General features: G+C 63.3%; 14 protein-coding genes. 4 read left to right on the top strand and 10 right to left on the bottom strand.

The features are described from left to right. Positions 1–31: 31 nt before the first annotated feature. The 3 genes from K414_RS0104160 to K414_RS0104150 are packed head-to-tail and all read right to left on the bottom strand — an operon-like array spanning position 32 to position 4247. On the bottom strand, positions 32–2029 hold the full coding sequence (locus tag K414_RS0104160) for a galactan 5-O-arabinofuranosyltransferase (protein WP_051364929.1): 1998 nt from the start codon (positions 2027–2029) through the stop codon (positions 32–34). Positions 2030–2034: 5 nt separating this feature from the next. Next, positions 2035–2799 carry a decaprenylphospho-beta-D-erythro-pentofuranosid-2-ulose 2-reductase gene (locus K414_RS0104155; RefSeq protein WP_027494796.1) on the bottom strand — a complete coding sequence of 255 codons (765 nt, stop codon included), beginning with the start codon at positions 2797–2799 and terminating at the stop codon, positions 2035–2037. Further along, on the bottom strand, positions 2796–4247 hold the full coding sequence (locus K414_RS0104150) for an FAD-binding oxidoreductase (RefSeq protein WP_027494795.1): 1452 nt from the start codon (positions 4245–4247) through the stop codon (positions 2796–2798). Before K414_RS0104150 ends, K414_RS0104155 begins: the two co-directional genes overlap by 4 nt. A gap of 68 nt (positions 4248–4315) precedes the next feature. Here K414_RS0104150 and K414_RS0104145 point away from each other — a divergent pair, with 68 nt between their 5' ends. Both K414_RS0104145 and K414_RS0104135 read left to right on the top strand, forming a co-directional pair. Beyond that, a complete protein-coding gene (locus K414_RS0104145; protein WP_230593552.1) occupies positions 4316–4813 on the top strand; it encodes a GtrA family protein in 498 nt (165 codons plus the stop codon). 174 nt (positions 4814–4987) lie between these two features. Next, a complete protein-coding gene (locus K414_RS0104135) occupies positions 4988–6016 on the top strand; it encodes a TerC family protein (RefSeq protein WP_027494793.1) in 1029 nt (342 codons plus the stop codon). A 62-nt stretch (positions 6017–6078) separates the two neighbouring features. Here K414_RS0104135 and rfbC read toward each other — a convergent pair whose 3' ends face one another. After that, positions 6079–6660, bottom strand: coding sequence for a dTDP-4-dehydrorhamnose 3,5-epimerase (gene rfbC, locus K414_RS0104130; RefSeq protein WP_027494792.1), 582 nt, complete (start codon positions 6658–6660; stop codon positions 6079–6081). Continuing rightward, positions 6657–7529, bottom strand: a complete 873-nt coding sequence (rfbA, locus tag K414_RS0104125; protein ID WP_027494791.1) for a glucose-1-phosphate thymidylyltransferase RfbA — start codon at positions 7527–7529, stop codon at positions 6657–6659. The genes rfbC and rfbA overlap by 4 nt, the downstream gene beginning before the upstream one ends. A gap of 146 nt (positions 7530–7675) precedes the next feature. Here rfbA and K414_RS25995 point away from each other — a divergent pair, with 146 nt between their 5' ends. Then, the gene (locus K414_RS25995) at positions 7676–8194 is read left to right on the top strand and encodes a maleylpyruvate isomerase family mycothiol-dependent enzyme (protein ID WP_051364928.1); all 519 of its coding nucleotides are present in this window, start codon (positions 7676–7678) and stop codon (positions 8192–8194) included. A 15-nt stretch (positions 8195–8209) separates the two neighbouring features. Here K414_RS25995 and K414_RS0104115 read toward each other — a convergent pair whose 3' ends face one another. Genes K414_RS0104115 through K414_RS29265 form a run of 3 tightly spaced genes read right to left on the bottom strand, consistent with a single transcriptional unit; the run spans position 8210 to position 10544 of the window. Beyond that, positions 8210–8566, bottom strand: a complete 357-nt coding sequence (locus K414_RS0104115) for a hypothetical protein (protein WP_037219715.1) — start codon at positions 8564–8566, stop codon at positions 8210–8212. Further along, positions 8563–9771, bottom strand: a complete 1209-nt coding sequence (locus K414_RS0104110; RefSeq protein ID WP_027494789.1) for a WXG100 family type VII secretion target — start codon at positions 9769–9771, stop codon at positions 8563–8565. The genes K414_RS0104115 and K414_RS0104110 overlap by 4 nt, the downstream gene beginning before the upstream one ends. Further along, positions 9768–10544 carry a hypothetical protein gene (locus K414_RS29265; protein WP_051364927.1) on the bottom strand — a complete coding sequence of 259 codons (777 nt, stop codon included), beginning with the start codon at positions 10542–10544 and terminating at the stop codon, positions 9768–9770. The genes K414_RS0104110 and K414_RS29265 overlap by 4 nt, the downstream gene beginning before the upstream one ends. Before the next feature lie 90 nt (positions 10545–10634). Between K414_RS29265 and rfbB the strand changes: the two genes are divergently transcribed. Next, positions 10635–11642, top strand: a complete 1008-nt coding sequence (rfbB, locus tag K414_RS0104100; RefSeq protein WP_027494787.1) for a dTDP-glucose 4,6-dehydratase — start codon at positions 10635–10637, stop codon at positions 11640–11642. Here rfbB and K414_RS25990 read toward each other — a convergent pair. Both K414_RS25990 and K414_RS0104090 read right to left on the bottom strand, forming a co-directional pair. Next, positions 11639–12631 (bottom strand): lysylphosphatidylglycerol synthase transmembrane domain-containing protein, encoded by a 993-nt coding sequence (locus K414_RS25990; protein WP_051364926.1) that lies wholly within the window; start codon positions 12629–12631, stop codon positions 11639–11641. The genes rfbB and K414_RS25990 overlap by 4 nt on opposite strands. Continuing rightward, positions 12628–13353 (bottom strand): acyl-ACP--UDP-N- acetylglucosamine O-acyltransferase, encoded by a 726-nt coding sequence (locus K414_RS0104090; RefSeq protein WP_230593061.1) that lies wholly within the window; start codon positions 13351–13353, stop codon positions 12628–12630. The genes K414_RS25990 and K414_RS0104090 overlap by 4 nt, the downstream gene beginning before the upstream one ends. Positions 13354–13432 lie beyond the last annotated feature (79 nt).

The following is a 13432-nucleotide window of genomic DNA, read 5'->3' as shown; positions in this document are numbered from 1 at the left end:
GGTCGCGGTCTCGATCCGGCGCGCACAGCGATTATGCAGTGCGTACGACCAGTGCGAAGGGCCCGATATCGGTCACCGTGAAGCGTGGACCCTCGAACAGTGACTCGGGGAAGGTGACGGTGTAGCGCCGCACATTCGGATCGTTCGGGTAGACGTCCTCCGCCAGTCTCAAGGTGTAGCCGTCGGCACCGCGGCGGAACAGGAAGGCATCGGGGGCGCGCCACTGGCTGGTGTCGAGCGCCTCGATCATCTGGTCGGGGGTCTCGAGCTCGGTCCACCGCTCGATGGCGTCGGCCCGCTGATCGAACTGCGCCAGTGGATTGGCGTAGTGCGACGTCAGTCCTTGGAATCCGAAGTACGGGTAGTAGCTCAGGAACGAGGTGTCCGCAGTGAGCAAGACGGTTTCGTCGCGCGGTCGACCGGTCTGTTCGGTCAGGGCGTCGTCGACCTCGCGGTAGTACGAGACGGCGCTCGGCGGACGCATATCGGCACGGTTGCCATCACCGTCGGTGTCGGAGTACGCGACGGTGATCTCGCTCTGCAGTACCTGGGGGATGTTCTGCGCGAAGGCCATTGCGCCGATGGCCGCGACGACGACGGCAGCGATGCGGAACTTCGGTGGCTCGTTGATGGCCTGGTAGATCGCGTGGCTGCCTTCGAGGAATCCGAAAACGCCTGCGCTGCCGAGCAATACGATGAGAACCGCTTCGAGTCGGAACGAGAGCAGTGTGGTGCCCGCAGCCGTGGCCGCCATCGACAGCAACGTCCACAGGTAGACCGCGACGACGCCGACTCCGAGTGCCTGTGCTCGACGCGACGACGAGAAACGTACTGCCACCCATACCGTTCCGACGAGACACAGAATGCCCATCATCGAGAACTCGAACATCGGGAACGGAAGCGTTGCACCGGCTTCGGGCAGGTAGTGCAGTGCGGTGCCCGATGTGGACGGTGCGCCGCGAAGGAAGTCGACGAGATACGGCAGCCATACCGTCGCCGCTATGAGGCCCGAGATGACGGCGATCGCAGCCACTTTGATTGCGATAGGAATCAAGGCCCGCCAGGTCTTGCGCTCGCGATAGGCGAGAACGGCGGCGAACAAGGCCATCAGCACGACGGTGAACGCGGCCAGACCCAGGTACAGGGTGTAGAACGTCGCGGCCAGACCGAGGAACAGGCCGGTACCGATTACCGCTCCCCAGCCGCCTGCTGCGCGTCCCCCCGTGGGGATGAATGTCCCATTCTTGCCGTCTGACCGACTGGATGTCGCATTCATCCCGACGGGGGTGGCCGCTCCAGCCCCGTTGGAGACAGGAGTGACGGGGCGATGCAACGCGCCCCAGGCCAGGAGCAATGCCGGGGCGAACAGCAGCACGATGACGGCGCTGTAGGCCTCGGGCGAGGCGTAGGCGACAACCAATGCAGTCGTGACAGCGCTGACGGCGACAGCCCAGTCACTGCGGATCAGGGCCTTCCACAGTACGAAAGCGACCACCGACGTGACAGCAAGCAGTCCGATTGCGTACGGCTTGAACACTTCCCAGCCGTCCATACCCAGCAGGTTGCCGACCCGTCCACCGAGCCAGAACCAACCGGCGGGGTAGAAGGGTGGGATGTCGGCGTACGTCATGTCGCGCAACGACGCCGAATCTGTCAGCCGCGTCAGGTATTCGGTGCGAAACTCCTGGTCGACGGAGATGCCGAACAGGTACAGCTTGGTTGCCGCCAAAGGCATTCCGAGGGTCACGGTAACGAAGCCGGACAGCCCGACCCACGCCGAGAGTCGAGCGATCCACGGCCACTTACGGATTCGGTACAGGTAGATCGACGACGCGAACAGGGCCGCGGCTACCACCTGGCCCAGAGTTGTCAGAGCGCGAGTGACGTTGGACGAGTTGAACGCCGGCCACTGAACCAGTGAGAAGGCGTACAGCCCGACCGTCGCCACCACGACTGCGACGAGCGCACCGAGAACGATCTCCCCGACGGCAGAGGCGGTTCTGCGAGCCGGTGCAACCCCGTCAGTCATCGAGATCAGATGGGCAGCTTGCGGAAGATCGGCCGCGGCACGTGTCGCAGCACCATCATCACCAGACGCCACGGTGCGGGAGTCCAGATGAGCGGGGTGCCCTTGCGCGATGCATTCACCGCGAGCTTCGCGATGACCTCCTTGTCGACGGTCATCGGCGCTTCCTTGACGTGGGCGCTGAACTTGGTGCGCACCATGCCCGGACGAACGACCGTGACCCGGGGACCGAACTCGCGCAACGCTTCTCCGAGTCCGAGGTAGAAACCGTCGAGGCCGGCCTTGGTGGAGCCGTAGACGAAGTTCGAGCGACGGACCCGCTCGCCTGCCACCGAGGACATGACGATGATGCGGCCGTACGCCTGCGCCTTCATCTTCTCGCCCAGCAGTACGCCGACCGACACGGATGCGGTGTAGTTGATGTTCGCGGCGAGGACGGCCTTGCGCTGGTCCTGCCAGAGCTGCTCGGCATCGAAGTCGACGGCGAAGGCGACGATCGCGACGTCGACGTCACCCTTGGCCCAGGCCGCGTCGATGACCTTCGGATGCGACGCGGTGTCGAGTGCGTCGAAGTCGATGACGTCCACGGACTTCGCGCCCTTGGCGGTGAGCTGTGCAACGGCACTCTCACGCAGCGGATCGTTGGGCAGCGCAGCGAGAACGACGCGTGCCGGAGACTTCGACAGGTACTCCTCGGTGATCGCGAGACCGATCTCGCTGGTGCCACCCAGAACGAGAATCGTCTGTGGGTTACCTACGGCGTCTATCGTCACAGCAGTTCCAGCCTTCTAGCCATATCGGAGGCGAAAACGCCTGTGGGGTCTACGGATCGACGAACCTTGATCCATTCGTCGATCCGCGGGTACATCGAGTGGAACGTCTCGGCGTCGGTGCGCGAATCCTTCGCGGTGTACAGACGACCGCCGAACTCGAGCACACGCTTGTCGAGTTCGCGGACGAACTCGTTCAGGCCCGGCTTGATCGGGAAGTCCACGCAGATGTTCCAGCCTGGAATCGGAAAGCTCAGTGGCGCTTTGTTTCCCGGACCGAACAGCTTGAACACGTTGAGGAACGAGTAGTGCCCCGACTTCTGGATATCGACGATGATCTTCTTGAACTCGTCGACGGCCTCCGGCGGCACCACGAACTGGTACTGCAGAAATCCCTTGGAGCCGTAGGCGCGGTTCCACTCACTGAACATGTCGAGTGGGTGGTAGAACGCTGTCAGGGACTGAACCTTGTTCCGATAGTTGCCGGCCTTGCGGTACCAGGCCTCGCCGACGGCGGAGAACGTGTACTTGTTGGCGAGCCCGTTCGGAAAGATATCGGGGAACTTCACGAGCGGCTTGGCGTTGAAGCGCAGCGGATCCTTCTGCAGCTTTTCGGGAAGCTGGTCGAGGCGCGCCAACGATCCACGTGAGAGAGCTGCGCGGCCGAGCTTGGGGGGCGGAGCGACGGCGTCGAACCAGGCGCTCGAGTAGTCGTAGTTGTTCTCACTGCCGTCGCTGTGCAGGGCAATGGTCTCGTCGAGGGTGCTGGTGACGTCGCCGTCGGCGATGAAGTAGGCCGTTTCCGTGGGCGTCATCTCGATCGTCGCGCGCAGGATGATGCCGGTCAGGCCGTTGCCGCCGACTGTCGCCCAGAAGAGCTTGGCGTTCTTGCCCGTCGGCGTCAGGTGGCGGATCTGACCGTCCGCGGTGAGCAGTTCCATCGAGCGGACGTGGTTGCCGAAGCTGCCCGCGCTGTGGTGGTTCTTGCCGTGGATGTCCGTGCCGATTGCTCCGCCGATGGTGACCTGACGGGTACCCGGAAGCACCGGAACCCACAGACCGAACGGCAGTGCAGCACGCATCAGTTGGTCGAGGTTGACGCCACCGTCTACGTCGACGATGCGCGTCGACGCGTCGATGCTGTGAATGCCGTTGAGGGCATTCATGTCGATGACGAGTCCGCCGGAGTTCTGCGCGTTGTCGCCGTAGGAGCGGCCGAGGCCGCGGGCGATGACGCCGCGTCGGAGGTAAGCCGGCTTGGAGTCGTTCTGCTCGGCGACCTGCTTGACCGCGTTCGCGATGAGCTCGGGGTCGGAGGTCGAGAGCACCTCGCCGGTGGAGGGCGCAGTGCGGCCCCAACCAGTGAGTGTGCGGGTCTGCGTGGGTAGCGGCGCAGTGTTCCCGGCCTGTGGTTCCAGGGGGAAGAGTGCGTCGTCGGCTGTCGTGGACATCGCTCAAGAGGGTACCCGCATTGCGATAGCAGCTAATGTCAGTCCTCGTGTCCACCCCTGATCGCTCCATCGAAGACGGCTCCGGGAACGACGACTGGTCGCCCGAGGACGACGAGCTGCAGCATCACGTCCCGCTGCCCGTCGAGCTGCCACTGACCGAGAACATCGCCGACGCGGCCCTCGATCTCAAGACGCAGGTAGTGCGGTTTCTGGCGACGGGTGTGTTGTCGGCGATCGTCGATCAGGGCGTCAATCTGATCCTGCATTTCGTGTTCGGCGTCGGGGTGACTCTGGCCAAGGCAATCGGGTTCGTGCTCGGCACCACCACGGCGTACCTGATCAACCGTCGGTGGACGTTCAACGCGGCACCGTCCCGCGCTCGGTTCTTCGCCGTCGTCGCGTTGTACGGAGTCACCTTCGCCGTCCAGGTCGGGATCTACACCTGGCTCTACCAGGTTCTTCCCGACGGCTTCTGGTACGCCAACGTGGCATTCGTCGTCGCGCAGGGAACGGCGACGGTCATCAACTTCCTGGTGCAGCGGTTCGTGATCTTCAAAATTCGGTAACTGTTGTGGGGCGCTAAGTTTCCTTGATCCCGGGCCGAAGTCCTGGTTCAATATGGCCCCAGGAGGGGAGTATCCCCCAGCAGCTTCGTCGTCACCACGGCCCGGCAATCCGGGCCCGGCGAGCGGCCCGCATCGGGCGGGAGAGACCTCCAGTTCACCGAACTGGAGGTTGTCATGTCCGTTCCATTTTGGGCTTGGGTGGCAGTACTCGGCTTCATCGTCGCCATGCTTGCGGTCGATTTGTTCGCCCATCGGCGAGCACACGTCATCGGAGTGCGCGAAGCGGCTGTCTGGTCTGGTATCTGGGTCGCTTTCGGCGTTGGATTCGGTGCACTGATCTGGGCCACCGCCGGTGCCGAGTTCGGCCAGCAGTACTTCGCCGGCTACCTGATCGAGAAGTCGCTGGCGGTCGACAACGTGTTCGTGTGGGCCATCATCTTCACGTATTTCGCGGTGCCCAGGGAGTTGCAACACCGCGTCCTGTTCTTCGGCGTACTCGGTGCGCTGGTCTTTCGTGGCATCTTCATCGCCGGGGGATCTGCCCTCATCGCCAGCTTCAGCGCGGTGCTCTACCTCTTCGCTGCCTTCTTGATCTTCACCGGATACCGCATGGTGCGTCAGCGCAACGAGCATCTCGATCCCGAACAGTCTCGTACGCTGCGGTTGTTCCGTCGCTACGTTCCCATGACCGACGCGTTCTACGGGCAGAAGTTCGTGGTGCGCATCGGGGGCGTTGCGTTGGCCACTCCACTGTTGGCGGTGCTCGTACTCGTCGAGGTCACCGACATCGTCTTCGCTGTCGATTCCATCCCGGCGATCTTCGCCGTCACCGACATTCCCTTCCTGGTGTTCACAGCCAACGCATTCGCCATTCTCGGACTGCGCGCGATGTACTTTCTGCTCGCGGACCTGATGCACCGATTCGTGTATCTGAAGGTGGGACTGGCGTTGGTCCTCATCTGGGTCGGCATCAAGATGGCACTCAAGGTGGACGTGTTCTACATCCCCACCGCCGTCTCGCTCGGTGTCATCTCGTCGATTCTCGCGGTCTCCGTGATACTCAGTTTGCGAGCCACCCGAGGGCAGGATGCGCACCCGGAGGTCGACCGGCCGGTGTCGCCGTTCCGGACGGCAACAGAAGCTGAACTTGCTGCGGCTCAACCTTTGTGGAGCACGCGCGGTCGACGGAAAGACCGTCTGTAGCTTGCGCATCGGGTGTTGGGGCGACGCCGCACGACCGCGGTGTCGCCCCAACAACGACCAACTCAGAAGGTGGGCAGGTTTCCTGCTTCGAGGGCTTCGGTGAGGGTGGGGGCGGCTTTGTCTTTGGCGGAGAGCTCGTAGGTCAGAGGCGATCCGTCGCGGCCGGTGGTGGGCCAGTCGATGCCCAGGGCGGGGTCGAGGGGGTTGATGTCGCGGTCCAACGCGGGGGTGTACTCGAGGCCGCACAGATACATGACGGTGGAGTTGTCTTCCAACGACAAGATGGCGTGCCCGAGGCCTTCGGAGAGGAACACTGCTTTGCGGTCGATGTCGTCGATCAGCACGCTGTCCCATTGCCCGAACGTCGGGGAGCCGACGCGCAGGTCGACGATGACGTCGAGGAACGCTCCGCGGGCGCAGGTGACGTATTTCGCTTGCCCGGGTGGGTTGGTGGTGAAGTGGATTCCGCGCAGCACGCCGGCGGCGGAGACCGAGCAGTTGGCCTGCTTCAGGTCCAACGCTCGCCCGGTGGTTTCCTCGAAGAGGCTGGCTTTGAACCATTCGAAGAACACGCCGCGGTCGTCACCGAACTGGCGTGGGGTGTATTCGTAGGCGCCGGATATTTTCAGTTCACGAAAGGTCATCGGTTTCCTCGGTCGATCAGGTCGAGCAGGTAGCGGCCGTAGCCGGATTTGACGAGTTTCTCGGCGCGGGCGCGGAGTTCGTCGTCGGTGATGAATCCTCGTCGCCAGGCGACTTCTTCGGGGGACCCGATCTTGAGTCCTTGGCGTTGTTCGATGGTGCGCACGTAGTTGGAGGCGTCGAGGAGGGAGTCGAAGGTGCCGGTGTCGAGCCAGGCGGTGCCGCGGGGCAGGACTTCGACCTGCAGTCGGCCGGCCTCCAAGTAATGCCGGTTGACGTCGGTGATCTCGTACTCCCCGCGGGCGGAGGGTTGCAGGTCGCGTGCGATGGCGATGACGTCGTTGTCGTAGAAGTACAGGCCCGGGACGGCGTAGTTCGATTTCGGGGCGGTGGGTTTTTCTTCCAACGACACGGCTTTGCGGTTGTCGTCGAATTCGATGACGCCGTAGGCGGTGGGGTCGGAGACCTCGTAGGCGAAGACGGCTCCGCCGTCGATGGTGTCGAAGCGTGAGAGTTGGGTGCCCAGGCCGGGGCCGTAGAAGATGTTGTCGCCGAGCACCAGGGCGGCGGAGTCGGTGCCGATGTGTTCGGCTCCGAGGACGAAGGCTTGGGCGAGGCCGTTGGGTTCGTGTTGGACCTTGTAGGTCAAGGAGATGCCGAATTGGGAGCCGTCGCCGAGCAGGCGTGTGAACTGGTCGGCGTCCTGAGGTGTGGTGATGATGAGGATCTCGCGGATGCCGGCGAGGATCAGGGTCGAGAGGGGGTAGTAGATCATCGGTTTGTCGTAGACCGGGACCAGCTGTTTGCTCACTCCCATCGTGATCGGATGAAGCCGTGAGCCCGTGCCGCCCGCCAGAATGATTCCCCGCATGAGCCCGAAGTCTTCCAGACCCTCCGATCACCCGCTCGGTCGTGCACCTTCGTTCCGGCGCGCGAGGTGGCAACTGCCCATAGACTCCGGCCAGCCCTGCCCCGTTCCGACGGAACCGCCCGTCGACCGAACAAAGGACAAGCCACGTGACGACGAGTAGCCAGATCGCCACCGGTGCCACTCAGATCACCGAATTGATGGCCGGAATGACCGACGCCGAACGCGCGTCGGCCACGCCCTGCACGGAGTGGACAGTCGCTGACCTGACGGACCACCTGGTGCACACCGCGGCCAACCTGGTGACGATGGCGCGAGGTGGGGAGATCGACTGGTCGGCCGCACCCGAGCCCTCCTCGGATCCGGTTCCGCTGTGGACCGCCCGGACCCGCGAACTGCTGACCGAGCTCGACGCAGGTTCACCGCTGCCGGCCGGCATGGTCGCTGCTGAACTTTCGGTGCACGCGTGGGACCTTGCGACCGCGCTCGGGCGCGGTACCGACGACTTCGACCAGACCGTGGCGGAGGAGGGGATGGTGTTCATGTCGGCCAATATGACCGATGAGCGCAGGGGTGGTGCCTTCGATCCCGAGCAGCCTGCACCCGACGGAGCAAACGCGTACGAGCGCATCGCGGCTTTTGCCGGGCGCACTGTTCGACGGTCCTGACACGTCCAGCGGCACTCACTCCCACGGGATTCGATAGGGCTGAGACAGGGCTTCGGTCGTCGATGTCGGCCATTCCGACGGCCACACGATCAGCGGATCGGCTGTGAGCTCGTCCACCTCCGGAGGCAGCGGATTCGCGTCCACCTGGATTCGTTCCCAACTGCATTCACCCGACGCGACGCGGCGTGCGTAGTGCATAAGGTCGGCCGACGCTCGCGGTGAGGACGCCACGCGGGCCAGTAGTTCCGTTGTGACGGTCCGGGTTTTCAGGTCTGCGTTCGAGGCGCGTGTACGCGTGGCTTCGAGCTCTCCGCAGGATGCCATCAGTCGGTCGTAGGCAGCGCGGGCGTGCGGAGGCAGTGACTCGATCATGCGTCCCGCCATGGTTCGTCGCCGGTGCCGACGGAGAAGTCCTCGTCCGGTGTGTCGAGTACCGGTCGGATATCCGCGGTCTTGCCCGCTTCGACGGCTTGCTTGCCGTAGTCGAGGAGGTCGTTCAGCGGTCGCAGTGTGTCGTCGATCTTCTGGCCCACCTGGCCTTCGGGGTCGCCCAGCGCGTCGAGGAACCCGCCGAAGTCGTCGACCACCTGCTCGATCTTCACAATGAGATCCTTGGTCAGATCCATTGCCGTCAAGCATATTTCGATGATGCTCTCCACCTGCCATGCAGTGCCGACCACCGGCACTTTCTTGAGCACGACCTTCAGCGCACCGCGGGCGTTGTCGACGGCCACTTCGGACTCGAGCAATTCGACGATCTTGCGGACCACTGCCAGCGCTGCGCCACGAAGTTGCTCGGCGATGGCTGTACAGATTGCGGCGATCGTTCGGCCGGCATGCCCTTCCCATCGCATTGCGGCGAGTTGTCGGTCGGCATAGTCGGTGAATGCCTGTGCGGCTGCACCGTTCCAGTGACCGTCGACGCGGCGTACTCCTGCAGCCAACGACTCGGCTGCGGCTTCCATGGCGTCGCCCGCAATCTGGTACGCCTGACCGATTCGACGGATTTCGTTCCAGTTGCCGGTGACAGGAATGGTCGCTTCGCGTAGCGGACTCCACCCGGAGAGTTCGAAGATCGTTCGGTCGATCTCGCCGAGCCACTCGGAGGCATCGGCGAGCACGTCGCGGATGTCGTCGATGGCGGGATTGGTTGGAGGATAATCGATTTTGTGAGGATGACCGTAGTCAGCGGCACCGTCGAATTCGTCTACATGCCCGGCCGCGGCGTGATCCGAACTCCCGCGGTCGCTGCCGGGTAGCGGTGGCAGAGATGTGTGGGCGTTGAGCAGGTCGTAATTCTTTCGGTCTTGATCGGCATACAACCAGGCAGCTTTGTTCAGCTCGGCCCCCATCTCGCCGCAGTTGGCCGACAGGTGAACGTGTCGGGTGCGGGTCATCTCTTGGAAGCGCGCGATATACGGACGCAGCTTCTTCAGAATTTCTCCGACCACGTTCTCGCCGAGGCCGGCGTTGTCGAGCAAGTAGTGGTGACTGGCCAGGGTATCGGCACCGATGTGATCGAGAAGATTACCGAGACCGGCGATTTCGGGTGTTTTTGCCGCGAGCTGTTCGGTCATTCCGTCGAGCTCTTCCGTAGTGAGGAGATGAGGCCTTCGACGTCTTCGTCGGTCAGTGCGTTCTCGACATCACGGTCGGCAAGCACGACGAAGACCGCGACCTCTGCGGTGGCGAAACCGGTAGTCGTGACGACGTCGAATGTGGCGCGGGGAGGAGGGCAGTACGGCGAATCCGGTATGTCTTCCACCAGGGCTGTGTAGTGGACAGCCGGAGCTCCGTCGATCTGCAGATACTTGGGGTCCTCGATGCGAACGGTGGGTTCCAGAGACCCATCTTCGTTGGTGAAGATCATCGACGCTTTCTGCACCTCTCGATAGGCGAGGACAGTCAAGTCACCGGCACGACGACCGGTCATTCCGCTGATTGCCGAAGACTCGAACTCACCGCCTTCGCAATCGAATCGTCCGTGGAGACCCATTGCGCCGTATGTTGCGGTCGATCCGTCCTCGCCGACCCACTCCGAGAATCCGTCGTTCCAATTCTCCCAGTCAGCCGGAATGTCGTAAGTCCAGCCGAATTTGGTGGCGATGGGCTGCGGCTGCCCGTCGGGTACGTCGATTCGCGGTGGCGGGCGTTCCATCGACGGAAAACCCGGCGGCAGGGGCGGCGGCACTGTCGTCGAGCCCGTGGGTTTCGGCGACACCGGTGGCAGAGTGCGTACACCCTCGTACGGTTCCGGCACTTGCGGAGCCAGCTGCGGAATTGCCCACATGAGCCCGAACAGCAGCGTTATCAGTGCCGCGAGACGGACAAGAATTTTTCCCAGACTCATTGACGTACTCCCCCCGAAGTCGAACAGAAGCTAGCACGCGCGCCCGACAAGAACGGCCCGCACAACCCTCCACCGGTAAAGTGCCTGTTCATGAGAATTCTCGTCACGGGTGGGGCCGGGTTCATCGGCGCGAACTTCGTACATCAGACCCTCGCGCAGCGCCCCGACTCCCAGGTCACCGTGCTCGACAAGCTCACCTACGCCGGCAACAAGGCCTCTCTGGACCCCGTCGCCGATCGCATCGACTTCGTGCACGGCGACATCGCCGACGCCGATCTCGTCGACCGCCTCGTCCGCGAGACCGATCTCGTCGTCCACTTCGCCGCCGAATCCCACAACGACAACTCGTTGACCGACCCGTGGCCGTTCGTGCACACCAACGTCATCGGAACCACCACCCTGCTCAACGCGGTCCGCGAACACGACGTCCGCTACCACCACATCTCCACCGACGAGGTCTACGGCGACCTCGAACTCGACGACCCGGCCAGGTTCACCGAATCGACCCCGTACAACCCGTCGAGCCCGTACTCCTCGACCAAGGCGTCGAGTGATCTGCTGGTGCGCGCCTGGACCCGCTCGTTCGGGGTCCGCTCCACCATCTCGAACTGCTCCAACAACTACGGCCCGTATCAGCACGTGGAGAAGTTCATCCCGCGTCAGATCACCAACATCCTCAGCGGCTCACGCCCCAAGCTCTACGGCGCCGGGCAGAACGTGCGCGACTGGATCCACGTCGACGACCACAACAGCGCCGTCTGGGCCATCATCGACGGCGGCCGCATCGGCGAGACCTACCTCATCGGAGCCGACGGCGAAGCCAACAACCGCACTGTCCTCGAAGCGATCCTCGAAGAAACCGGCAACGCACCTGACGCCTTCGACTTCGTCACCGACCGCCCCGGCCACGACCTGCGCTACGCCATCGACTCCACCAAACTCCGCACCGAATTGGGTTGGACACCAACCTACGTCGACTTCCGGGCAGGACTGAAAGCGACCGTCGACTGGTACCGCGACAACGAGCAGTGGTGGCGACCGCAGAAGGACGCCACCGAGGCCGTCTACGCGACGAAGGAGTCCGTACTGAATCGCTAGTTGGCAGTCGACTGTTTGTGAGGCGCTGGAACGCGAGAGTGGCTGTGCACCAGCATATTACGGAGCGCTCGCGAACCGGATGCAGCGGCGATCACGCCGGCCAGTACCTCGCACAGAGTGAACACGAGTCGCGAGGCCAGGGCCAATCCCAGTGCGACACCGGCGTCCATGAACGGCGACAGTGCTGCGACCACCACGGCTTCTCGGACACCGATGCCCGACGGCACCACCACGACGAGCACACCTGCACACATTCCGAGTGCGAGTGCGCCGATGCACTCCACCAGTCCACCGATCCGGAAACCGGCGGAGCTCGAGGCGAGGATCCACAGGTGGGTGCCGTAGAGAACCCAACTTGCGGCACACCAACCAAGTGACAACGCTATTTTGCGCGTCGTCAGCGGCGACTGTAGCGGCGCGCGGCGAAGGACCTTCAGCGCCAGATTCACCAGGCGAGTCAGGATAGGTGGGTACGCGCAGGTCAGGGCAATGGGAACCAGCACGATTACCGCCACAGCAGCGATGGTGCTGACATCGAACAGTGCAGGAAGGCCAAGAAGACCGACAACCAGCGCGGAGGTCGTGCTCAGTCCTACGGTGACCAGAACCGCCACGAATCCTGCAGCTCGGGTGACACCGGCGCGTCTGACCAGCTCGGTCTGAAGAACGAATGCCCAGACACTGCCGGGCAAGTATTTGCCCAGTTGCCCCACCAGGTAGCAGCGGGCGGCGTCGAACGCCGGGATGGGATATTCCAGTGCCCCGAGTGCGTGCTGCCAGGCCCGCACCGCTGCTCCCATGCCGAGGAACACCAGCAGCGACGACCCGAGAAGTGACCAGATTCCCAGCGACAGAATGGTGTCGCGGACCTCGGACCACTGGGATCTCACTGCCAGGACGATGGCGACGACGATCGCCACGGTGACCGCGACGCGCAGTACGGTGCCGGCAATCTTCTTTCCGCGCGAGGCCGCTACTTCCTCGGTCATCTGATCAAGGGTTTGGTGGACAGATTTCGCCACCACTCGAAGGCCGTCGCGGTTGTTTCGTTCAAAGCGGCAAGATCGGGCAGGCGGCCGTTCGAGTATGCCGAACCGACGATCTCGACATCCGACTCTGCGTACCCCTTTCGCGTCATGCCGACCGAGTTGGCTCCGTGCAGAACTCCTGGGTTCCCGACGACGGTCGCGAATGGCGGGATGTCTTTGGTAGCGATACCGCCCATACCCACCATGGCACCAGCGCCCATGACGCGGCGCTGGTGGATGGTGCTGTTCATGCCCATGTTGCATCCGGGCCCGAGAGTGACGTGACCGCCGAACGTCACGCCTGGCGCTGCGATCGTGTTGTCCCCGAGCTGTACGTCGTGTCCCACCGAGATGCGATTCATGATGAACGAGTTCGCTCCGACGATGGTGCGTCGTTCGCTTCCCTGATGGACGGCGGTGAGCTCGCGGATAACTGTGTTCTCTCCGATGTGAATTCCGCACCCGATGCTGGGTGCCACGTAGGACGAGAAATGCTCGAAACCATTGATTTCCGGGGGCGAACCGAGGACGGTCTGCGCGCCGATCCAGCAGTCGTTGCCGACCTCCAGCGGTCCGGTCAGCACTGCGAAGGGGCCGATGGTGACCCGGTCGCCGATGACCACGCCCTCGCCGATGACGGCGGTCTCGTGGATTCGACAGTCCTGGCCTATGTCGATCGGCACCTGAAATCGGCCTCCCACGTCTCTGTTGGATTTGCTGCGCTGTTGTAGAAAATAACGTTACGCGCGGCAAGGCTTGTGA

The organism is Rhodococcus sp. JG-3, from assembly GCF_000482405.1.
GTDB lineage: Bacteria > Actinomycetota > Actinomycetes > Mycobacteriales > Mycobacteriaceae > Rhodococcoides > Rhodococcoides fascians.
This window is presented reverse-complemented; position numbering and strand designations above follow the sequence as displayed.